At 74.4% G+C, this 20,372-nt stretch carries 20 protein-coding genes; 5 read left to right on the forward strand and 15 right to left on the reverse strand.

Annotated features, from left to right (window positions below; translation table 11 throughout):
• Positions 1-213: 213 nt before the first annotated feature.
• The 8 genes from IE182_RS10880 to IE182_RS10915 all read right to left on the reverse strand — a co-directional run bounded on the left by IE182_RS10880 (position 214) and on the right by IE182_RS10915 (position 9,771).
• Complete coding sequence (locus IE182_RS10880; RefSeq protein ID WP_229844730.1) at positions 214-1,086, reverse strand: endo alpha-1,4 polygalactosaminidase; 873 nt, start codon at positions 1,084-1,086, stop codon at positions 214-216.
• On the reverse strand, positions 1,083-1,790 hold the full coding sequence (locus tag IE182_RS10885) for a spherulation-specific family 4 protein (RefSeq protein WP_190109517.1): 708 nt from the start codon (positions 1,788-1,790) through the stop codon (positions 1,083-1,085). The genes IE182_RS10880 and IE182_RS10885 overlap by 4 nt, the downstream gene beginning before the upstream one ends.
• Positions 1,787-2,704 (reverse strand): NAD-dependent epimerase/dehydratase family protein, encoded by a 918-nt coding sequence (locus tag IE182_RS10890; protein ID WP_190109518.1) that lies wholly within the window; start codon positions 2,702-2,704, stop codon positions 1,787-1,789. Before IE182_RS10890 ends, IE182_RS10885 begins: the two co-directional genes overlap by 4 nt.
• A gap of 9 nt (positions 2,705-2,713) precedes the next feature.
• On the reverse strand, positions 2,714-3,427 hold the full coding sequence (locus IE182_RS10895; RefSeq protein WP_190109519.1) for a sugar phosphate nucleotidyltransferase: 714 nt from the start codon (positions 3,425-3,427) through the stop codon (positions 2,714-2,716).
• Positions 3,428-3,498: 71 nt separating this feature from the next.
• Positions 3,499-4,500 carry an SDR family NAD(P)-dependent oxidoreductase gene (locus tag IE182_RS10900; protein WP_190109520.1) on the reverse strand — a complete coding sequence of 334 codons (1,002 nt, stop codon included), beginning with the start codon at positions 4,498-4,500 and terminating at the stop codon, positions 3,499-3,501.
• Between the two features lie 84 nt (positions 4,501-4,584).
• Complete coding sequence (locus IE182_RS10905; protein ID WP_190109521.1) at positions 4,585-6,033, reverse strand: hypothetical protein; 1,449 nt, start codon at positions 6,031-6,033, stop codon at positions 4,585-4,587.
• The gene (pelF, locus tag IE182_RS10910; protein WP_190109522.1) at positions 6,030-7,535 is read right to left on the reverse strand and encodes a GT4 family glycosyltransferase PelF; all 1,506 of its coding nucleotides are present in this window, start codon (positions 7,533-7,535) and stop codon (positions 6,030-6,032) included. Before pelF ends, IE182_RS10905 begins: the two co-directional genes overlap by 4 nt.
• A 67-nt stretch (positions 7,536-7,602) precedes the next feature.
• Positions 7,603-9,771: a hypothetical protein gene (locus tag IE182_RS10915; protein WP_190109523.1), complete on the reverse strand. Its 2,169-nt coding sequence runs from the start codon at positions 9,769-9,771 to the stop codon at positions 7,603-7,605.
• 775 nt (positions 9,772-10,546) lie between these two features.
• Between IE182_RS10915 and IE182_RS10920 the strand changes: the two genes are divergently transcribed.
• Positions 10,547-11,737: an ABC transporter substrate-binding protein gene (locus IE182_RS10920; RefSeq protein ID WP_229844731.1), complete on the forward strand. Its 1,191-nt coding sequence runs from the start codon at positions 10,547-10,549 to the stop codon at positions 11,735-11,737.
• Positions 11,738-11,764: 27 nt separating this feature from the next.
• On the opposite strand, the gene IE182_RS10925 is transcribed toward IE182_RS10920, so the two are convergent.
• The 3 genes from IE182_RS10925 to IE182_RS10935 form a co-directional block, all read right to left on the reverse strand.
• Entirely contained in the window at positions 11,765-12,688 is a 924-nt protein-coding gene (locus IE182_RS10925) for an NADP-dependent oxidoreductase (RefSeq protein ID WP_190109737.1), read from the reverse strand.
• Positions 12,689-12,761: 73 nt separating this feature from the next.
• On the reverse strand, positions 12,762-13,295 hold the full coding sequence (locus tag IE182_RS10930; RefSeq protein ID WP_190109525.1) for an SRPBCC family protein: 534 nt from the start codon (positions 13,293-13,295) through the stop codon (positions 12,762-12,764).
• Positions 13,296-13,327: 32 nt separating this feature from the next.
• A complete protein-coding gene (locus IE182_RS10935; RefSeq protein ID WP_190109526.1) occupies positions 13,328-14,098 on the reverse strand; it encodes a 2OG-Fe dioxygenase family protein in 771 nt (256 codons plus the stop codon).
• A gap of 206 nt (positions 14,099-14,304) precedes the next feature.
• On the opposite strand from IE182_RS10935, the gene IE182_RS10940 reads away from it, so the two are divergent.
• Together IE182_RS10940 and IE182_RS10945 are read left to right on the forward strand one after the other, a co-directional pair.
• A complete protein-coding gene (locus tag IE182_RS10940) occupies positions 14,305-15,051 on the forward strand; it encodes a DUF2334 domain-containing protein (RefSeq protein WP_190109527.1) in 747 nt (248 codons plus the stop codon).
• Entirely contained in the window at positions 15,048-16,178 is a 1,131-nt protein-coding gene (locus IE182_RS10945; RefSeq protein WP_190109528.1) for a glycosyltransferase, read from the forward strand. Before IE182_RS10940 ends, IE182_RS10945 begins: the two co-directional genes overlap by 4 nt.
• A gap of 110 nt (positions 16,179-16,288) precedes the next feature.
• Here the strand turns inward: IE182_RS10945 and IE182_RS10950 are convergent, their stop codons facing one another.
• Together IE182_RS10950 and IE182_RS10955 are read right to left on the reverse strand one after the other, a co-directional pair.
• Positions 16,289-17,059 carry a CbtA family protein gene (locus IE182_RS10950; protein ID WP_190109738.1) on the reverse strand — a complete coding sequence of 257 codons (771 nt, stop codon included), beginning with the start codon at positions 17,057-17,059 and terminating at the stop codon, positions 16,289-16,291.
• Positions 17,060-17,088: 29 nt separating this feature from the next.
• Positions 17,089-17,313 carry a CbtB domain-containing protein gene (locus IE182_RS10955; RefSeq protein ID WP_190109529.1) on the reverse strand — a complete coding sequence of 75 codons (225 nt, stop codon included), beginning with the start codon at positions 17,311-17,313 and terminating at the stop codon, positions 17,089-17,091.
• A gap of 298 nt (positions 17,314-17,611) precedes the next feature.
• On the opposite strand from IE182_RS10955, the gene IE182_RS10960 reads away from it, so the two are divergent.
• Both IE182_RS10960 and IE182_RS10965 read left to right on the forward strand, forming a co-directional pair.
• The gene (locus IE182_RS10960; protein WP_190109530.1) at positions 17,612-18,208 is read left to right on the forward strand and encodes a histidine phosphatase family protein; all 597 of its coding nucleotides are present in this window, start codon (positions 17,612-17,614) and stop codon (positions 18,206-18,208) included.
• Positions 18,209-18,261: 53 nt separating this feature from the next.
• The gene (locus tag IE182_RS10965; protein ID WP_190109531.1) at positions 18,262-18,750 is read left to right on the forward strand and encodes a YbaK/EbsC family protein; all 489 of its coding nucleotides are present in this window, start codon (positions 18,262-18,264) and stop codon (positions 18,748-18,750) included.
• A gap of 13 nt (positions 18,751-18,763) precedes the next feature.
• On the opposite strand, the gene IE182_RS10970 is transcribed toward IE182_RS10965, so the two are convergent.
• Both IE182_RS10970 and IE182_RS10975 read right to left on the reverse strand, forming a co-directional pair.
• Positions 18,764-19,573 carry a hypothetical protein gene (locus tag IE182_RS10970; RefSeq protein WP_190109532.1) on the reverse strand — a complete coding sequence of 270 codons (810 nt, stop codon included), beginning with the start codon at positions 19,571-19,573 and terminating at the stop codon, positions 18,764-18,766.
• A gap of 65 nt (positions 19,574-19,638) precedes the next feature.
• Complete coding sequence (locus IE182_RS10975) at positions 19,639-20,145, reverse strand: hypothetical protein (protein ID WP_190109533.1); 507 nt, start codon at positions 20,143-20,145, stop codon at positions 19,639-19,641.
• Positions 20,146-20,372 lie beyond the last annotated feature (227 nt).

Raw genomic sequence — 20,372 nt, forward strand, 5'->3', positions numbered from 1 at the left:
CCGGGTCGCCCGCCTCGGTGACGGGATCTTGTGTTCGGTGAGAGATCCTGCACCATCAGTCGCTCAAATTCGGGCTCCAAACGGTCATCTGTGAACTTCTTCACTTCAGATGCAAACAGGGAACCGAAGCCGTTCCACCGCCCGCCGCCTGCCGCCAAACCGCTTTCCCGCAAGGGAGTTGAAGCACGGAATCATCAACTCCGCAGCGGCGGTTCAACACGGCTGCCGCCAGGCGTCCAGCTCCAGCTTCTTCTTCATGGAGCTGAGCCCCAGCCGCCCGGCCGTACCGCAGAACTCCTTCGGGGACAGGTCGTATTCGACGTGGAAGACCGCTTTGTTCTGCTTCACGAAGGGGGTGAGCTTCTCGCACTCGCCGTACTGGGCGCACTGCTCGTTGACCGCGAAATCGAAGTCGCGCACCAGCTCCGGGATCTGTTCGAGATCGTTCTTCAAACCGATGGCCAGTCCCCGGTCATGAGCGAGTTTCACCAGCATCCGGTTGAAGGCCAGCTGGTCGGCGGCCGTCAGCGCGAAACCGGTGCGGTTGCGGAATCCCTCGGTCAGATCCGGTTCGACCGCGTCGAATCCCTTCTGCCGGCACATGTCGATCCGCGCGGCCATGATCGGCCGCAACGCGTCGAGACGGCGGATGTCCAGCCATTTCTCGCCGTCCCAGCCCTTGTTGTTCTTCCCGAGGACCGACCTGGGGAATTCCGAGTGATCGGGACGGAAGTCCTCCCAGGCCCCGGCGTTGATGTAACAGATCACCTTGCGGCCGCGGGAGTGCAGCTCGGCCACCGTCCGTGCCGAGTTCTCGAAACCGTCGATGTCGTAGACGGGGACGTCCACCGAGGTGTCGACCTTCCCGCCGAGCTGCCACTGCCAGCGCAGGCCCGGCCGGGGCTGCCAGCGGCGCGACGCCGGGGGCGCCGAGCCGTCCGGCGCCGCGCTCATGCGGTCCACCGGACGCTCGTCGTCGGCGCCCGGTGCCTCGTCCGGCGACGAGCCCGAGCAGCCCGCCAGCACGAACGGCAGCACGAGCAGCAGCGCGCCCAGGAGCCCCGCCCGGGACGGCCGCCCGGTCACCGGGCGCTCCCCAGGGCCCGGTCCCCCGTGCGGGGCACGCTGCACCAGGGGTTGGCCCCGGTGCCCGGAACCGCGCAGTGCACCCCGGCGCCCCGGGCCTCGGCGGTCCGCGCGACCTGCCCGGCGCGGTCGGGCGGCACCGCGTGGACGAGGTGGCAGAAACGGCCCGGCGGATGGTCGGCGGTCCAGGCGGGCACGCCGGCCCGCCGGTACTCCTCCCACGTCCCCTCGAAGGTGACCAGCAGGTCGGCGAGCGCGGCGTAGCCGGGGTCGGGATGCGTGCCCGGGTTCAGGACGACGGTGCGCGCGCCCAGCAGCCGGGCGGCCGTGACGAGCCCGCGGTAGCGGGGCAGCAGCGCGGCGCCGGCCGCGGCCTGGTCGAAGAAGACGCCGTCCACGCCGTACCAGCGACGGTGCCGGAGGACGTCGGCGGCCACCGCGCGGGGCGGCCGCCGGCCGTAGCCGGTGTCGACGTAGCCCAGCAGCCGCGCCCCCGCCCGGCGCAGCCGCCCGGCGACGTCCCGGAAGGCGGGGTCGGGGCCGCTGCCGGGGCCGTCCGCCATGTTGAGCACGACCGCGTACAGGCCGGGGGCGGCCGCCACCAGGGCGGCCCACTCCTCGGGGTGGGCCGCCGGGTGCACGTACAGCGGGACGAGCAGGCGCCCGCCGCCGCCCTCGGTCGTGTGCGGTGCGGGGCGCTTCACCGGACGGGCTCCGCGGAGCGGCCGGCGGCCGCGGCCCACAGGTCGGCGAGGGAGTCCTCCAGGCGGTGCCGGGGCGCCCAGTCCAGGGCGCGGCCGGCCGCGGTGATGTCGGCCCGTTGCCAGGGGACGGCGGCCGAGCGGGGCGAGCCGTCGCCGTCCTCGTCGATCCGGACGCCGCCGGGTCCGTCGAGGCCGGCGGCGTGCAGCAGTCCCTCGGCGACGGCCCGGACCGGACGGGCCGTGCCGCTGCCGATGTTGAGGACGCCGGGCAGCGGCCGCGAGGCCGTCACGGCGCACACGACGGCGTCGGCCACGTCCCGCGCGTCGACGAAGTCGCGGTGCGCGGAGAGGTCGCCGGTGCGCACCCGCCCGCCGGGGCGGGCCCGGTGCAGCTCGATGGCGAGCCGGCCGGGCAGGGAGGCGGGCGGGGCGCCGGGGCCCACGGGGTTGAACACCCGCAGGACGACGGCGTCGAGGCCGGAGGCGGTCACGGCGAGGGTGCCGGCGAGCTTGCTCGCCCCGTAGAGGCCGAGGGGGCGGGCCGGGTCGGTCTCGGTCACGGGCCAGTGGCCGTCGGCGGGTCCGTACTCGGCGGCCGACCCCAGGTGCACCAGGCGTGCGTCGGGGGCGGCCGCGTGCAGGGCTTCGCACAGGGCGGCGGGGCCGCGGGCGTTGACGGCGGTGAGGGTCAGCGGGTTGCCGCCGACCGCTCCGGCGCAGTTGACGACCGCGTCGGGTGCGGCTTCGCGCAGGACAGCCGCGAGCCGGTCCGGGTCGGTCGTGGCCAGGTCGACGGGCAGGGCGGAGCCGGGCGCCCGGCCGCCGCCGAGCACCCGGACGCCCGGAAGGGCGCGCAGGTGCGCGGCGGCGTGCCGGCCCAGGAAGCCGGTGGCGCCCAGGACGAGGGTGCGCATCGGGTCCGGTCACGCTCCCTTGATCAGCAGGTCGCGGCGGACGGAGAACTCCGCGTTGGCCCGGTCGTAGTCGTCGGGGCGCCCGATGTCGAGCCAGTAGCCGTCGAATTCGTAGGCGTGGGGCGGGGTGTCGTCGGCGAGCAGGTCGAGGACGAGCTCGTCGAAGCCCAGCGGCAGGCCGGGGGTGTAGCGGGCGAGGGCGGAGCGGGTGACGCCGTAGACGCCCATGGAGACGCGGTAGTCCATGCTGGGCTTCTCGGCGAAGCCGACCACGCGCCCGGAGTCGGTGGTGAGCACGCCGAAGTCGATGTTGACCTTCCGGGCGTAGGTGGCGATGGTCAGCTGGGCTCCGGAGGCGATGTGGTCGGTGAGGACCTCGCCGAAGTCGAGGTCGGTGAGGACGTCGCCGTTCATCACGAGGAAGTGCTCCGGCAGCCGGCCGGTCATGGTGAGCAGCGGGCCCATGGTGCCCAGCGGGCTCTCCTCGGTGGTGTAGTCGACCGCGATGCCCCACTGGGAGCCGTCGCCGACGTAGGCGCGGATGATGTGCCCGAGGTGGCCGATGGCGAGGGTGCAGCTGGTGAAGCCTGCGCCGGCCAGCTGGCGCATGACGATTTCGAGGATGGCGTGCTGGTCGCCGATGGGCACCAGGGGCTTGGGCAGTGCGGTGGTGTACGGGCGCAGCCGGACGCCCTTGCCTCCGGCCAGGATGACTGCGTGCATGGGGTGCCGTTCCTCTCTGCGAAGGGTGTCTCTCGTCGGTCCGTCGTCGGTCCGTGCGCGGGGGAAGGGCGTCAGACGTTGTAGATGCCGGTCTTGTACCGGCCGAGGTTGACCGGGTCGCGGAAGAAGTCGATGGCTTCGCGCAGGCCCTCCTCCAGGGTGTGGGCGGGGCTCCAGCCGGTGGCGGCCCGCAGCCGGGAGGAGTCGCAGACGAGCCGCATCACCTCGGAGGCGGCGGGCCGGACGCGCGCCGGGTCCTCCTGGACGTCGAGGTCGGCGTCCATCAGCTTGCCGATGAGGGTCACCAGGTCGCCGACGGAGATCTCCTCGCCGGTGCCGGAGTTGAACGTGCGCCCGAGGACGGCGCCGGCGGGTGCGGTGCCGACGGCGCGGAAGGCGGCGACGGTGTCCTTGACGTAGCTGAAGTCGCGGGTGGGGCGCAGGTCGCCGAGGGTGATGGTGCGTTCCCCGGCGGCGACCTGGCCGATGACGGTGGGGATGACGGCCCGCATGGACTGGCGGGGGCCGAAGGTGTTGAAGGGGCGCAGGGTGACGACGGGCAGCCCGAAGCTGGCGTGGTAGCTGTCGGCGAGCCGGTCCCCGCCCGCCTTGGACGCGGCGTACGGGGACTGGGTGTTGATGGGGTGGTCCTCGGTGATCGGCACGGTCTGCGCGGTGCCGTAGGTCTCGCTGGTGGAGGTGTGGACCAGGCGGGGGATGTCCTGGTGGCGAACGGCCTCCAGGACGTTGAGGGTGCCGGTGACGTTGGTCTCGACGTAGCTGTGCGGGGCCCGGTAGGAGTACGGGATCGCGATGAGCGCGGCGAGGTGGTAGACGGTCTCGGCGCCGGCCACCAGGCCCTGGACCGAGCCGGGGTCGCGGACGTCGCCGAGGACCACCTCGACGTGGTCCATGACGTCCGCGGGCAGGTCCTCCAGCCAGCCGAAGGACGAGAAGGAGTTGTACTGCACCATGGCGCGGACGCGGTGGCCGTCGGCGACGAGCGCCTCCACCAGGTGGGATCCGATGAAGCCTTCGGCGCCGGTGACGGCGACGAGTGAGGGTGCGGGCATGCGGGTCTCCTCTTCGGAACGAAGCGCGGGGACGTACGGGGACGGAAGGTGCGCGGACGGAAGGTGCGGCGGTGCGCGGGCGGGTCAGCGGTGCGTGGTGATCCGGCCGAGCAGGGCGGTGGCGGCGGCCAGCAGACCGGCCGCCGCGCCGGTACAGGCCACCAGTTGGGCGGTGACCGGGGACGAGAGGTGGAGGACGAGGGCGCAGGTCTCCGCGCCGGCGGCGCCGAGGCAGAGCAGCGCCGGGATCCAGGCGGTGCCGTATGCCTGGAGCAGCAGCCCGGACCAGAGCACGGTCCCGAGCGCCAGCAGGGCGGCCAGCCGTGCGGGGGCGGGCTGGGGGGCGCCGGGCCACAGGGCGCCCACGGCCAGCAGGAGGACGGTCAGCGCCGCGAGGTAACCGGTGGCGCAGAGGGCCAGGACGCGGGCCGCCCTCAGCAGCAGCCCGGTGGTGGTCGTGGCGGCGGAGAGCGCGCCCAGGGCCATGCCGCGGCAGCGGTGGAGCAGCCATTCGGCGACGCCCATGCTGAGGGTGAGGGCCAGGACGGCCGGCGCGCCCGGGCCGCCCGGGTGGTGGACGAGGACGTCGCCGAGCGCGGCGACGGTGGTCAGGACGCCGCAGCCCAGGCCGAACAGGCCGTAGGGCAGGGAGGTGACGAGCGGGGTCCCCGGCCCGTCGGCGCCCTGGGACTCGCGCCGGGTGCGGGCGATCTCGTACCCCGCGGCGAAGAGCGCGCCTCCGGCGGAGGCGAGCAGCAGGGCGGTGCCCAGGGCGTCCGGCGGCCGGGTGACGAGGACCACCGCTCCCCCGGTGGCGGTCGGCAGCAGGGCGAGCAGCAGGAGCCGTTCCCTGCCGAGGACCAGCAGGACGGTGGCGGCGGCCAGGTAGAGCGCCTGCCCGGCCGCGAAGGCGAGCGCGCCGGCCGGCGCGTTCGCGGCCAGGGCGGCGCCGGTGGCGAGCAGGGCGCCGAGCGGGGCGCCCGTGCTCAGGCAGCGGCCCGCCGCCGCCCGCCCGCCGGCCGCCAGCCGGAGGTACGCGCGGTGGGCGAGCGCCTGGTTCCACGCCCAGGCCACCAGGGCGGAGGCCACCAGGGCCCCGGTGCCCGCGGGCAGCCCGAAGCGGTCGCGGCCGCCGTCCAGCAGGGGCGAGCCGAGGGCGTAGCCGAAGCCGGGCAGGGTGAAGACCACGGAGCGGAGCAGGAACGGCCACGGTGCGACCCGCCAGGGGTCGGGGCGGGGGCCGGGCTCGGGGTGGCTGCGCGGCACCCGGGCGTAGAGCTCGGCCGCCAGCTCGAAGGCGTCGGTGCGCCCGTAGCGTTCGGCGATCTGTTCGCCCGTCAGGCCGTCGGCCTCCAGGACGGCGGCGATCTCGTCGGGGTGGACCGCCGCCGCGCAGACGGTGCCCAGTTCCTCGGCGAGCTCGTCGAGGGGGTCGGCGGCCCACCGCGGCCGGGAGCGCGTGTGCGCGGGGGCGACCGCGAGGTCGTGGGCCGGTTCGGGTTCGTCGGGTACGAGCCGCAGCAGTCCGCTCACCGGACACCCCCTGCGGCCAGGGCCATGACGGGGACGGTCTCCGGCACGGCGAAGGGCCGCGTCAGGCCGGACAGGTCGTGGTAGATGTCGCGGAAGGCGCTGATGGTCTGCCGGAGGGTGAACTGCTCGATGACGCGCAGCCGGGCGGCCTGCCCCATCTCGGCCCGCAGCGCCGGATCCCGCAGGAGCCGCAGCGCCGCCCGGGCCATGCTCTGCGGGTCGCGCGGCGGGACGACCAGTCCGCTGTCGCCCACCGCCTCGCGGACGCCGCCCACGTCGGTGGAGACGGTGGCCCGCCCGCACGACATGGCCTCGATGAGGGTGAAGGGGAAGCCTTCGCTGATGCTGGAGAGCATCACGACGTTGCCGGCCGCGTAGGCGTCGCGGATGTCCTCGACGCGGCCCTCGAAGACGACGGCGCCGGCCACGCCCAGTTCGGCGGCGAGGGCCTCGCAGGCGGTGCGGTAGCCCTCGCCGCCGCGCGGGGTGCCGCCGAACAGGCGCAGCCGGGCGTCGGGTATCTCGGCCCGGACGAGCGCGAAGGCACGGATGAGGGTCTCCAGGCCCTTGATGGGGTCGACCCGTCCGGCCCAGCTCAGGGTCGGGACCTCCGGTTCCGGCCCGGCGGGCGGGAACGCGGCCGGGTCGACGCCGTTGTAGACGGTGCGGATGCGGCCGGGCGGGGTGCCGCCGTGCTCCTCCCAGCGGCGGTTGTAGCGGTTGCCGGGGGTGACGAGCGCCGCGCACCGGTAGCTCTCCTCGGCGAGCATCCTGAACAGCCCGAGCATCAGTGCCTTGACCGGCCAGCGGTAGGGCTCGCTGCGGAAGCCGAGGTAGCGCTCGCGCAGGTAGATGCCGTGCTCGGTGAGGAGGAAGGGTGTGCCGTGGCGGTGGTGGGCGACGAGTCCGGGCAGGGTGGCCAGGCCCCCGCTGACGGCGTGGGTGATCCCTTCGGCGGGCGGCTGCGCGGCGAGCGGGCGCAGGGCGTGTTCCAGCAGGTCGGTGGCGGCCAGCGCGTCGTGGAGCGTGGGGCGCGCGGCGGCGGTGGCCAGACGGGGGCGGTTCCAGAGGCGGGCGAGCAGGCGGGCCGCCGGCTCGCTGCGCAGGGCGGCGAAGAGCGTGCCGCGGTCGGCGTGGTCGGCGAGCCGGTAGAAGCTGCGGGCGAAGTGCTGTTCCTGCGGGGGGTCGAGGAGGGCCAGCAGGAACTGCTCGTAGCAGGTGAGGAAGCGTTTCATCTCCCGGCCGCGGGGTACGCGGCCGGCCGGGGGCGTTCCCCACAGGGGGACGGTCTGGACGGCCCGGACGTGGGAGGGCAGCGGCCAGGCGAGCTGTTCGCGGCCGGTGCCGGTGACGGCGATGACGCGGAAGTCGACGTCCGGCATGCCCTGGACGAGCTGGTCGCACCAGACGCTGACCCCGCCGTGGCTGTGCGGATAGGTCCCCTCGGTGAGCAGGGTCACCGAGGGAGCGGCGGACGCCGTTTCGGCTGACGGTCCGTGCATGGAAGTCGGTTCTCTCCAGAAGGCGGCGCGGCGACGGGACGGTGCTGCACGAAGCTGCCGGCCTGCCTCAGCGCCGGACCCTGTCGCCGGGCCCGTAGGGCACCCGGGCGGTGACGCCCCGGGGCACCGGGAGGGCGGCCGCGGGTGCCTGCACCCGGGTGGCCTTCCCCAGGAGGACGCGGGCCGCGGAGGTGGAGTCGGCCAGGGCGAAGGCGAGGGAGCCCTCGCCCGTGGCGGGCGCGGCCCAGCCGGAGCGGAGCCCGGCGTAGGCGGTTCCGAAGGGGATGCGGCCGGTGCCCTGCACCTGGACGGTGCCGGTGGGCAGCGTCGCGCTGACGTCGACGCCGGCGGGCGCGGTGACGCTGATGTCCGCGCCGATGCGGTGGGCGCTCACCTTGCCCTCGCGGACGGCGGCGGCCCAGGCGGCGCGCTTGCGCAGCTCCGTCCCGATGTCCCGCATCCGGAGGTTGACCGGCGGGGTGCTGTCGGCGAAGAGACTGCGGTAGTCGGCGAGGATCTTCTCCAGCGCCTGGTAGCCGATGCGCTCCTCGGCGAGGTTGGACTGGTGGATGAAGTGCGGGCGCGGGTCGTTGGCGAGCACGTGGCCCAGGGCGATCCGGCTCTCCAGCGGCACGATGTAGTCGGTGTAGCCGGTGGAGGACGACAGGGGTGCCGGCAGGCAGGTGGTGGTGGCCGAGCCCTCGCACACGCCGCTGCCGCCGTCGGCCTTGCGGGTGTAGAGCCAGTTGTACTCGTCGACCTGCTCGGTGGCCTTGCCGGCGTTGTAGAAGATGTTCATGGGGTAGCGGGGCACCGTCAGGGAGGGCCCCACCCGGCGCTGTTCGCGCTCCCGCGAGCTGTCGCTGGCGAGCCAGGCGACCTGGGTCTGGGTGAGGGCGGGCGCGAGCTCGGGGTTGTCCTCGGGCTGCTGCGGCGCGGTCTTCAGGCCGGAGTGCTCGCCGGTGACCAGTTCGTCCTTGTCGACGGCCAGGCCCTGCCGGGCCGCCCAGCCCCGGTTGTCGTCGATCTGGGCGGTGATGGTGGCGCGGCTGGTCCAGCGGGTGCGGCCCAGCAGGTCGGTGGCGCACTTCCACGGCACGACGGAGGTGTTCTGCAGGCAGCCGAGGAAGGGGTGGTTGTAGGTGTGGTCGATCCAGCGGTAGGCGCTCTGGTCGGCGACCAGCTGCCGGGCGAGCGGGTCGGAGCCGGCGTGGGCCTCCTTGTAGCCCTCGCTGCCGCCGCCGTTGAAGGCCAGGTCCAGGGTGAGGCCGTGGTCGCGGGACCACTGCCCGGCGTACTGGGCGTCGGCGGCGGTCATCCGGATCGGGTCGTTCTCCGGGTGGGTGCCCGGCGGGCAGTCGACGTCGCCCGGGGTGCAGTTGAGCTGGGAGTCCCACCGGTCGTCGGAGCCGAAGACGTCGTCGACGTGGACGGCGAAGTAGTTGCGGGAGGCGCCCAGGTGGACGCCCTGGGTCAGCCACTCCACGATGCCGCGCGAGAGCAGCCGGAACTGGCTCTGGTACTGGTTGTAGACGAAGGTGACGACCAGTTCGCTGCGGCCGTCGTGGGTGTACTGGCCGACCAGTGAGCCGCGCCGGGACCCGTCGGGGACGGGGGCGTCGAGGTAGCTGGTGTAGGTCGCTCCGTCCGGCTGCCGGTCGAGCGGAGCGGCGAGGTAGCCGTAGCTCTCGTTCACACCGGTGTCGTTGTCCTCGAAAGGAACGTTTTTTCTGAGGTAGGCGAACGGCCCGGCAGCCCCTTCGGCGGTGACCTGCGCGGTCCGGCCGTCCAGGGACCCGGCGTGCACGGTGGTCAGGCCGACCGCCGGGCGAGCGTAGGTGTAGGCGTCCACCTGCCGGATGCCGAACCGTTTCTCGTATCCGGCGACGGCCGCCATCTCCGCCGATCCGTCCCCGAACGGATTGTCGTTGGGCAGCACCACGCCCTGGTACTTGGCGCGGGGCCTGCCGTCCACGGTGTCGCTCAGGAAGGCGTCGTCGATGCGCGGCCGCCCCCGGTCGCCCAGGTCGACCCTGGTGTACGGGGTGCCGGCGGCATCGAGTTCGGCGCGGATCGCCTCGACGGCCGGGCCGCCGTCGTCGACGACGAGAACGCGCAGGTCGACGCGGGGTACGGCCGCTGCGGCCTGCGCGCCCTGCGCGCCGGCGGCGGGCAGGCCCACCGCCAGCAGGACGGCCGCGGCCAAGCCCGCGACCGGACGGGATGAACGCCCCATGTGCTTCTCCCCCCAAGGAACGGACGTCGCGCATGCGGCGCGCGGCATCCGTGTGCATGACGTGTGCGCGGGACGCCGGCCGGGCGTCCGGAGCACATCGAATAGGTCCCCACCTCATGGCTCCGTTGGCGGCCGGGCTCCCCCTACCGGCCGGCCGTTCCTCCCCTGCCACGGACCGGGTGCCGATGCCCCGTTCCGGGCCGCGCGGCCGGAGCCCGGCCGCACCACGATGACGCGGGCTCCGGGCACGGACGTGCTCCGGCACCGGGAGGCTCGACCGCCTCCCGACCGCTCAGCCATATAGTGCGTCATGCCCGAACCCCCACGCGCGGCGCACTGGGCAGTAGCCCCGGGGGCCCGGAGGATTGCTGGCCGAAAGTTGCCACCGCTCCGGACGGCCTCCTCACCTGGACGATCCGCCCAGAGGGGGGATCACGTCCGATGTGACCTGTGTCAACTTCCGTATACAACGTGCCGGGAGTCGCGTGCAGGGGCGGACGACACAGGCGGCCCCTGCGTTCCTGATCGTCGGGAGATCGGCCGAATGACGGCTGTCCGATATGCCGGTTGCACCAGGCATTCGTCCCATGCGCGGGTCACGTTCCGCCCGCCGCCCGGCGGACGGAAGGGCCCGCACCCCCGCCGCGCCGGGAGCCGCCGGATACGGAATCACCCTTCCGGGTCCGGGGTGTCGCGAGTCAACCAGGCTTTTCCGAGGGGACGTTGTTTCTTGAGGCCATGGGGCGGGCGGAAATCGGAGGGAACAGGGGTGGCTGTGCACCGGACGGAAGGCTTGTGCATCGGGGCCGTCGTGCCGCGGACGGGGCGGCTGGCCCGGCTGGGGGATCCCCTGGCCTTCGTACTGGAGCGGCTGGCACCCCGGCTGACGCACCTCGCGCACGGCTCGCGCCGTCTCCCCCTCCGGCTGGCCTGGCGCGACAGCCGCTCGGACGCCGACGGGGCGCGCCGGGCGGTCGCCGAACTCGTCCGGGACGAAGGGGTGCAGGCGGTGGTGACCACGGACGGCACCCGGGTGCTGCCCGCGGTGGCCGACTCCTGCGAGGTCCTGGGCATCCCCTGCGTGTCGACGGCGTTCCCCTGGCAGACCTACCTGCTCGGCAGGGGGGCCGAGCCCGCAGCCCGCCCCTTCCGCTGGACCTACCACTTCGCCTGGGGCCTGGACGACATCGCGGCGGTCTTCGCCGAGATGTGGGAACGCGTGGGACCGCGGCGGACGGTCGGCTGCCTGTGGAACGACGGTCCGCAGGGCCACTCCCTGCGCCACCCCCGCCACGGCTTCGTCCCCGTGGCGACCGCGCGCGGGCACACCCTCGTCGACCCCGGCGGCTACCGCGAGCCGGCCACCGGCTTCGAGCAGTGCGTGCGCCGGTTCCAGGAGGCCGGGGCCGACGTCGTCACGAGCGCGGCCACCGTCGAGGACCTGGCGCTCTTCCACCGGCAGGCCCACGAGGCCGGGCTGCGCCCACGGCTGATCACCTGCTCGCGGTGGCTGGCCCAGCCCCGCGCGAGCCCCCACACGGACGGGCTGGCGAACACCCGGATCGCCACCCTCGTCTACTGGTCGCCGCGCCACCCCTTCCGCTCGTCCGTCGACGACACCACCGCGGCCGCGCTGGCCCGGGACTACCGCCGCAGCACGGGCAAACCCTGGCTCCAGCTGCTCGGCCCCGCGCACGCCCTGCTGGAGGTGGCCGCCCACGCCCTGGCCACGGCGGCCGACCCCACCGACCGCCGGGCGGTCGCCGAGGCCCTGGGCCGCACCCGGCTGGACACGGTCGCCGGCCCGCTCGACTTCACGTGCGGGCCCACGCCCAACGTGGCGCTGCTGCCGCTGATCGGCGGCCAGTGGCGCCCGGGCCCGGGCCGGCAGCCCGAGCTCGCAGTGGTCACCAACACACGGCTGCCGGGCGTCGCCCCCGACGCACGGCTCACGGTCGGGCTGTAGACCGGGGGCGCCCGGGGTGGGGCCGCCTCAGACGACCGCGAGGACGATCTTTCCGGTGAGGTGGCCGTGCTCGCTCGCGCGCTGCGCCTCCGCGGCCTGGCTCAGCGGGTAGACGCGATGCACGGGCAGCTGGAGGATGCCGGCCTCGTGCAGGGCGAGCGCCGCGCCCAGGGCGGTCGCGGTCTGGGCGCTCGGGCCGGAGCTGAAGCGCACGCCGTGGCGGCGGGCGCCCTCGGCATCGGCGATGGTCACCACCCGGTCGGGCCCGCCGGTCAGTTCGACCGACACCCCGACGGCGTCTCCCTTGCCGACGGCGTCCAGCGCCGCGTCCACCCCCTCCGGGGCGGCCTCCCGCACGCGGTCGGCGAGCCCTTCCCCGTAGGCGACGGGGATCGCGCCGAGGCCCCGCAGGTACGCGTGGTTGGACTCGCTCGCGGTGCCGATCACCCGGATGCCCCGGGCCCGCGCGAACTGCACCGCCAGCGTGCCCACGCCTCCGGCGGCGCCGTGGACGATCAGCGTCTCCTCCTCGCTGAGCCGCAGCGCGTCCAGGGTGCGCCAGGCCGTCTCGGCCGCCACCGGCAGGGCCGCCCCCTCCTCCCAGGCCAGTGAGAGCGGCTTGACGACGAGCTCGGCGGCCGACGCCAGGGCCTGCTCGGCATAGGCGCCGGTGACCGTGCGGCCGAGGACCGCGTCCCCGGCCCGCACCTCCGTCACCCCCTCGCCGACCGCCTCGACGAGGCCGGACGCCTCCAGTCCGGGCACGTGCGGCAGGTCGAGGGGGAACAGCTCGGCGAGGGCACCGCTGCGGAGTTTGTGGTCGATCGGGTTGACCCCGGCACAGCGGACGGCGACCCGGACCTGCCCCGGCCCCGGGGCGGGCAGGTCGGTGTCGACGAGCCGGAGCACGTCGGCGGGGCCGTAGGCATCGAAGGTGACGGCCTTGATCATGGTCATGGAATCACCATCATCGAAAACGGGGCGTTTCCGTGCCAGGCTGGCCGCTGTTTCCCCGAATCCGGGATTACGCGCGTTCTTCGGCGAGGTGTTTGACGCCGTCGAGCGTGGCCCGTATGCCGGTGCGCAGGTCGCCCAGGCGCGCCTGCACGATCTCCTTCTCCCGCTCCGGCTCGCGGTCGATCGCCAGGTTGAGCCCGGAACGGGCCGGGCCGATGCGCCCGGAGTGGCTGAGCACGGTGCCGCCGTCGGCCGCCCGGAGCTCGAACGTCCAGGTGGCGAGCGGGCGGGCGGGGTCGGTGGGCTCCTCCCCGTACCGGCCCTCCGGGTCGATGACCTCCCAGGCGAAGCGCCGCTCCGGCTCCAGCACGGCCACCCGGGAGACGGTGCGCCACTCCAGGCCCGCCACGGGGTGCCGGTTGTAGCCGGCGAACTGCGCGCCCAGTACCGGCCCGGTGGCGCCGTCCAGCCATTCGGTGCGCTGGAGTTCGGGGCTGAGCCTGGCGGGCAGCGCGATGTCGGTCACCAGCCGCCAGACATCGGAGGGTGCCGCCTTGATGTGGATCTCTTCGTGAACACTCGGGCCGTCCGCGTACCGCATGGGGTCTCCTGCCTCCTGCGCATGACAAGTAGTCAGGAACAGTGTGCCTCCGACGGCGGCTCGGGGCTGTGGCGGGCGTCACCGCGGAAGAAGTCGACGAGGAGCATGTCGCGCAGGCCCGTGCGGGACCCCGGGGCGGGCCGCAGCGGTGAGACGCCGTGCAGGACGCGCCGGTCGTCGAGGACGATCGTCTCCAGGGGCGCGGTCAGCACCGTCCGGTGGAGGGGCTGCCGTCGCAGGTCGTACAGGCAGGACTCGGCGCCGCGCACGTTCTCCCGCAGGATCAGCACCTGGGCCACGTAGCAGTGTCCGTCCCGGTGGATGCCCTCGGGGGTGGGGTGTCCCTCGGCCCCGGCGGTGGCCGTGATGCGGATCTGATGGACGCCGCAGGTGTCGATGCCGGTGCGGGGGCCGGGCAGGCGGTCCCAGAGGGTGCGGACGACCGCGCGCAGGGCCGGTCCGTCCGCGACGGCGTCGCGCAACGGGGCGAACATGCGGTCCACGCCGCCGTTCACGCTGTTCACGGTGCGTTCCTGGAAGAAGGCGGCGTGCGGCAGGCGCTCCAGGCGGTCGCCGAGGATGCGGAACCGGCCGTAGCGGCGGAAGCGGTAGGGGGCGGCGGCCGTGCCCAGGTGGGGGTCGGCGGGCAGGTCGTTCCAGGACTCGGTGAACCGTGTCACCGGGCCCCGGGGTATCGCCGCGAGTGCCGAGGTGAGCAGGACGGGGGTGTGGTGCACGAAGGGGGGCGAGGGCCGGGAGGCGGACGCGGGGATTCCGGGAGCGCTGAGGGGGGTCGCGGTCATGGTGTCCTTGCTTCCGTACAGACCTGGTGGGGAGAGCACCACCGGAGTGCACGACGAGCCGCTCCGCGCATGACGCATCCCCCCGTTCACGCGTGCTGCGTGGCACCACGGTACCGGGCGGCCCCCGTTCGTCCAGGCGACCCGCAACGCGCCGGGGCGGACGGTGAGTTCATGTGGCGTACACCGTCGTGGGGGATCCTCGGGGGGTGAGTGCTGTGTTCGTCGTCTCGGTGCACGACGTCGCCCCCTGGAGCTTCGCGGCCGGCCGCCGGTGGCTGGACGATCTGGATGCGCGGGGGGTGCCGGCGACGCTGCTGCTCGTGCCGGGGCCTTGGCGCGGCCCGCGGTTGCCGCAGGACGCGGCCCTGGTGCGGTGGCTGCACGACGCCCGCGGGCGCGGGCACGAGCTCGCGCTGCACGGCTACGTCCACCGGGCCGTGCCCGGCGGCCCCTTGCCGCGCCGGTGGGTGAACGCCGTGGTGGCGCGGGGGTGTGCCGAGTTCTGTGCGCTGGACGAGCGGGCGGCGCACGACCGGCTGACGAGCGGGCTGGCCGCCCTGGCCTCGGTGGGCATCGTCCCGGAGGGCTTCACTCCGCCGGGGTGGCTCGCCTCGCCGGGGAGTGTGGCGGCGCTGCGCGGCCTGGGCCTGGAGTACACGACGAGCCACCTGGCGGTGCACGACCTGCGCACCGGCCGCCGCCACCGCATGCCCGCGCTCTCCCACCGCCCGGGAGGTCTCGGCGAGGGGGTGGGTGCCCGGCTGATGCCGGCGGCGGCCCGCCGCTGGTCGGTGCGGGGCAAGGCGTTCCGCATCGCGCTGCACCCGGCGGACCTGGACCGTCCCGGGCTGCGGGAGCGCGCCCTGGAGGCCGTCGACCTGGCCCTTGCGGCGGGGGCGCGCCCGTGCACGTACGCCGGGCTGGTCCGCGCGGCCCGGCGGGCCGCGACGTGAGGATCGTGCAGCTGGCCGGCTTCTACGGCCCGGCCTCCGGCGGTCTGCGCACCACGGTGGACGCCCTCGGCCGCGGTTATGTGGCCGCCGGGCACGAGCGGGTGCTGGTCGTGCCCGGCGGCGGGTACGGGCTGCAGCGCACCGCCGTCGACGGGCTGCGGCTGACGGTGCCCGGGGTGCCGGTGGGCGGCGGCTACCGGCTGGTGCTCGCGCCGCCGGTGCTGCGCGGACTGCGGGCGCTGCTGGGGCGGCTGGGGCCGGACGTGGTCGAGGTGTCGGACAAGCTGACGCTGGTTCATGCCGCCCGCCGGGCCCGGGCCCGGGGGGTGCGCACGGTCCTGCTCTCCCACGAGCGGCTCGACGCGATCCTGGCGCCCCGGGTGCCGGCGGTGCTGCCGCTGGGCCGGGCGGCCGATGCGTGGAACCGCCGGCTGGCGGGGGCGTTCGATGCCGTGGTGGCGGCGTCGGCCTTCTCCTGTGCCGAGTTCGCGCGGGTGGGGGCGCCGGCGCTCCACCGGGTGGCGCTCGGCGTCGACCTGCAGGTCTTTCACCCGGCGGCGGGTGGGGCGGCGGTGCAGGGGGGACGGCCGGCGCCGGCCGGCGGGAATGCGGAGGTCCGGCTGGTGTACGCCGGGCGGTTGTCGGCGGAGAAGTGTCCGCAGCTGCTGCCGGAGACGCTGCGCGTGCTGCGGCGGTGGGGCGTGGCGGCCCGGCTGGACGTGCTGGGCGACGGCCCGGAACGTGCGCGTCTGCGGCGGGGTGCCGCCGGGCTGCCCGTCCGTTTCCACGGTCACGTGAACGACCGCCGGGTCGTGGCCGCGGTGACGGCGGCGGCGGATGTGGCGCTGGCCCCCTGTCCGGTGGAGGCTTTCGGCCTGTCGGTGCTGGAGGCGCTCGCCTGTGGGACGCCGGTCGTCACGGCCGACCGCGGGGCGGCGCAGGAGCTGTTGGCGCCGGGGGCGGGGCTGGCGGTTCCGGCGTCGGCGGAGGCGATGGCGGCCGCGGTGGTGAGCCTGACGGCGCAGTCGCGGGAGCGCCGGCGGGCTGCGGCGCGTGCGAGGGCGGAGGAGTTCCCGTGGGCGAGGACGGTGGCCGGCCTGCTGGCGGTCCATGCGGGGACCGGCTGAGGTGACGTCGCCTCACGGCGGACCGGCGGCCCCGGACATGCCGGGACCGGCCCGGTGCCCCGCTGGGCGGGGTGCCGGGCCGGTCCTGGAGGGGGTGCCTGCCGGCCGGGTCAGGCGGCCGGGGTGACGGCCGCCGGGTCGGCCTTGTGGCCGGCCGGTGCCTCCTTCGGTGTGAGCAGTCGCTCGGCCAGCTCGCCGAAGACCAGGCCGAAGCCCGTCCACAGCACCAGCTCGACGGCCAGCGACGCCAGGCGGAACTCCCACAGGAGCGTGGCCGGGAAGCCTTCCGGCACGTTGCCGCCGGCGGGCAGGAAGGCGTAGGCGAGTCCGATCGCCACCACCAGCGCGGCGCCCGCCGCCACCGTCGCGTGCCAGTTGCCCAGGCGGGGGGCCAGCCGTCGGCCGAGGATGACCGCGCCGACGGCGAGCAGCACGCTGAGGGCGATCATCAGGAAGAACAGCGCGGTGCGCTGGTCCAGCGTGTCCGGGTCGCCCACGGCGGGCGGGTTCGCCGGGTACTTGAGGAACGGCACCAGGAAGACGGCCACGAACGCGCCGAGCGCGACCAGGGCCGCCGTGGCCCGGGGGCCGAAGCGGCCGATGCGGCCCAGGGCCACGCAGAAGGCCAGTGCGGCGATGCCGCCCAGGGCGACGCCGTAGACCAGGATGCCGGTGGCGAGGCCGCCGGTGGCCTGCATCGTCCGGCTGACCAGCTCCACGCCGCCGTCACCGTGGTCGTGGCTGTGCGCCTCCTCGAAGGCGATGGCCGCGTCCACGTGGGGCTCGCCGAGCAGGTAGGCGGTGACCAGGGCGAGGGCGCCGGTGATCAGACCGGCCAGCATGCCCCGTACGAGCAGGGCTCTCACCGATACCGGGTTCACGAGGTTCACGAGCTCGATTCCTCCGGCTGTCAGTGGCAGGGGAAGCCGAGCAGGTGCCGGCCGTCGTGCACCCACTCGTGCACGTCCTCGCCGGCGATGAGCGAGGTGGCGCCCTGCTCCGCGCCCACGAAGTAGAGCAGGACCAGCATCAGGATGCCCACGAAGGCCGCCCAGGGGGCGATCTCCTTCAGCGAGAGGGGAGCGACCTCGGGTATGGCGGGGGTGCTCGGTGCGGGGGCGGCGGACTGAGCCATGGTGGTACCTCCAGGGGAACAACGCGTCCCGGTCGTTGGTGCGGACGACGGTGCCGGGTCTGACTTCCTGCCGCCGCCCCGTCGTGACCGGGTGACCGTCAGGTACACAGTGGCGCGACCGTGCCGGATTCGCACCGGCTTCCGAACGCACCGTCGTCATGTACACGCGACCGTACCTCGTGGCAGGTGAGGGCGCTACAGGCGTGTGGATGCGCACCCCCGGCGCACGCCCGCGCCCGCACCCATGGTGTGCTGGGCCCCCGGGCGCGAGCGCCGTCTTCCGGGGAGGAGAAGGACCATGACCGTGCGTGTGCTGCTGATCTCGCCCGCGGCCGGGCCCGCGCTGCGGGCGGTGCGCTTCGACGACGACGCGCCGCTGGACGAGGCGGGGGTGCACCGGGCCCGCGAGGCGGCGGGTGCGCTGCCGCGCGGTGCGCGCGCGTACACCGCTCCGGCGAGGGGCTGCCGGGAGACGGCGGCGGCCCTGGGCCTGGACGCGGCCCCCGAGCCGGCCCTGCGGGACCTGGAGGTGGGCCGATGGCGGGGCCGTTCGCTGGACGAGGTCGCGGCCACCGAACCGCAGGCCGTGGCGGCCTGGCTGACGGACCCCGGGGCCGCGCCGCACGGCGGGGAGCCGGTGACGGCTCTGGTCGGGCGCGTGGGTGCGTGGCTGGACGAGCGGACGGCCGGTGCGGGCGGCCGGGTGCCGGTGGTGGCCGGCCCGGCGGTGATCCGGGCGGCGATGGTGCACGCGCTGGGGCTGCCGCCCGAGGTGTTCTGGCGCCTGGACGTCGCCCCGCTGACCCTGACCGAACTCACCGCCCGCGCCGGCCGCTGGAACCTCCGCTGCGGCCGCCCCCTGCAACCCCCGGGCCCGGCACCGGAATCTGCATAATGAAACCTCTTTGCCATCAGTCAACTGCCAGCGCGCACAGGGGTTGTGGAAGCATGGGTTCGCACGAGATGCACGAGAAGCTGATCGCTCTGCTCGATGAGCACAGTGCCGAGTACCGGACGATCGAGCACGAGCCCGAGGGCGGCACGGAGGCCGTGAGCCGGCTGCGCGGGCACGAGCTTCACCAGGCGGCCAAGTGCATCGTCGTGATGGTGAAGCTGGGCAAGAAGGTGACGCGCTACGTGCTCGCCGTCGTTCCCGGTGACAGGCGAGTGGACCTTGCTGCGATCAAGAGCCTGCTCGGCGGGACCTACGTGGGGTTCGCCGCTCAGGACGTCGCCGAACGGCTCTCGGGCTGTGCCAGCGGCACGATTCTGCCGTTCTCCTTCGACCAGCAGGTGGAACTCGTCGTCGACCCGGCACTGCTGGAGAACCGGGAGTTCTTCTTCAACGCAGCACGCCTCGACCGGTCCCTCGCTCTGGCCACGCGCGACTTCGTCAAGATCGCCGAGCCGCGCGTCGAGGCCATCGCGCTCGCCTGACCCCACCGGGCCGTCACGGCCGGACGGGGGGCGGGGTGACCTCTTCCAGGCGCGGAGCGGAGAAGCACCAGCGCAGCCACAGCGCCGACTCGATGTCCCAGAACGGCGCCGCGGCCAGGCCGTCCGCCACCGGGATGCGGAAACCCTGGGCCGCGACGATCGCGCGCAGCGTCATGTGCACCCCGGCGACGTCCCGGGCCGTCTTCGCCCAGTCGGGGTAGACGTCGTCGCCGCGGACGAGCGGATAGCGCCCGACGAAAGCCGCCCAGTCGGCCGCGCCGCCGATTTCGAGGACGTCGGCGGCGGGATCGGTGACCGGCAGCTGCCACGTCCGCCAGGGCCGGGGGTGGAGACTGGACCCCAGGTCGAGGTACATCCGCCACATGCCCGGCCCGTCACGCCGCGCCGTGGACGTGTAAAGCCCCAGGTGGAACGGCTTCGTGCGGGGAGGGCCGGGGTCCCCGCCGGGCGCGGTGAACCGCTCCCGGTCCGGGGTGAGCCACCGGTGCGGCACCAGCTCGTGCGGGCTGGTGCCGATCCAGTGCTGGCGCGTCCGGTCGAGAGGCCCCCGGACGAGACTCTCCTCGTCCCGGGCGAGCCGGCCCAGCAGCAGGCAGCCGTCGGCCATCCCGTCCGCCTCCGCCAGCTCGGACGGGGCCAGGACGGCCGGACCGCCCGCCAGGGCCGTCATCTCGGGCTCGGTCCACCCCGTCATGACGGCGGTGAAATGGCGCAGCCCGGCGTCCGTGTCGGTGGTCAGCTCCGGTGCCGCGTCGAGCTGCGCCACTCGCCGGCGCAGGATCCGGGCGGGAGTGGGGTGCATGCCGGAACTCCTTCCCCGGCGGCGCCCCCGTGCACCGCGGTGCCGTCCCTCCGGCGGGCCGCCGATCAGCAGCTGATGGACACTTCCTGGCCGAGGGCGTTGGCGGAGCTGGTCGGCGGCCGGTAGCCGGGCGGGAAGACGACCTTGAAGTACATCCAGCCCCGGTAGGTGCCGGGGCTGCACCTCACGGCCGCGTTGTTCTGGGCGCTGCGGGTGTTCCTCTGCGTCCTCAGCGTGGACTGGTTGACGAGCTGTCCGTTCTTGTACAGCGCCGCCCGGGTGGTGATCTCCGGCACCGGTGCCGTGCACGAGACCGTCACGACGACGTTGACGGTGCCGGGCACGTGGGTGGAGTTGTGCGGGCGCTGCACCTGGCCCTCACATCGGATCACCGCGGACGCGTCCGCGTCCGAACCGGACTTGCCGGCATCCACGCTGCCGCCGCCGGCGTCGCGCCCCTCCGGCACGGTGGCCGGAGCGGACGGGTCGCCGACCGCTCCGGCTGGGGAGGTGCCGCCGACGAGCGCCAGGACCGCCATCGACGCGGCGGCCGCCGTCCTCCATGCCTGCATGTCTGCTCCTCCGTGTTCGCCCGCTCAGGTCGGGTGTGAGCACATCAAGGAGAGACCCTACAGAGAGAAATCGATTCATCACCCAGGGTGATGTGCGTTCGAGGGGTAATCCGGTCAGCCCGGTCGCCCGCCGGGAAGGCTCACAGGGCCTTCACGGGCGGCCGGGAACGCTCCGGTCGACTGGTACGTCCCAGCCAGTGTGGCCCGAATGCGCACGGCGTCGCACG

Source organism: Streptomyces cinnamoneus (assembly GCF_014650495.1).
In the GTDB taxonomy this organism is placed as follows: Bacteria; Actinomycetota; Actinomycetes; order Streptomycetales; family Streptomycetaceae; genus Streptomyces; species Streptomyces cinnamoneus.

Excerpts from the sequence above, each read along its gene's own strand:
- IE182_RS10890 (WP_190109518.1), bottom strand. The coding sequence starts at position 2,704 with ATGCGCACCCTCGTCCTGGGCGCCACCGGCTTCCTGGGCCGGCACGCC.
- IE182_RS10895 (WP_190109519.1), bottom strand. The coding sequence starts at position 3,427 with ATGCACGCAGTCATCCTGGCCGGAGGCAAGGGCGTCCGGCTGCGCCCG.
- IE182_RS10900 (WP_190109520.1), bottom strand. The coding sequence starts at position 4,500 with ATGCCCGCACCCTCACTCGTCGCCGTCACCGGCGCCGAAGGCTTCATC.
- pelF (WP_190109522.1), bottom strand. The coding sequence starts at position 7,535 with ATGCACGGACCGTCAGCCGAAACGGCGTCCGCCGCTCCCTCGGTGACC.
- IE182_RS10915 (WP_190109523.1), bottom strand. The coding sequence starts at position 9,771 with ATGGGGCGTTCATCCCGTCCGGTCGCGGGCTTGGCCGCGGCCGTCCTG.
- IE182_RS10925 (WP_190109737.1), bottom strand. The coding sequence starts at position 12,688 with ATGATCAAGGCCGTCACCTTCGATGCCTACGGCCCCGCCGACGTGCTC.
- IE182_RS10930 (WP_190109525.1), bottom strand. The coding sequence starts at position 13,295 with ATGCGGTACGCGGACGGCCCGAGTGTTCACGAAGAGATCCACATCAAG.
- IE182_RS10935 (WP_190109526.1), bottom strand. The coding sequence starts at position 14,098 with ATGACCGCGACCCCCCTCAGCGCTCCCGGAATCCCCGCGTCCGCCTCC.
- IE182_RS10955 (WP_190109529.1), bottom strand. The coding sequence starts at position 17,313 with ATGGCTCAGTCCGCCGCCCCCGCACCGAGCACCCCCGCCATACCCGAG.
- IE182_RS10960 (WP_190109530.1), top strand. The coding sequence starts at position 17,612 with ATGACCGTGCGTGTGCTGCTGATCTCGCCCGCGGCCGGGCCCGCGCTG.
- IE182_RS10965 (WP_190109531.1), top strand. The coding sequence starts at position 18,262 with ATGGGTTCGCACGAGATGCACGAGAAGCTGATCGCTCTGCTCGATGAG.
- IE182_RS10970 (WP_190109532.1), bottom strand. The coding sequence starts at position 19,573 with ATGCACCCCACTCCCGCCCGGATCCTGCGCCGGCGAGTGGCGCAGCTC.
- IE182_RS10975 (WP_190109533.1), bottom strand. The coding sequence starts at position 20,145 with ATGCAGGCATGGAGGACGGCGGCCGCCGCGTCGATGGCGGTCCTGGCG.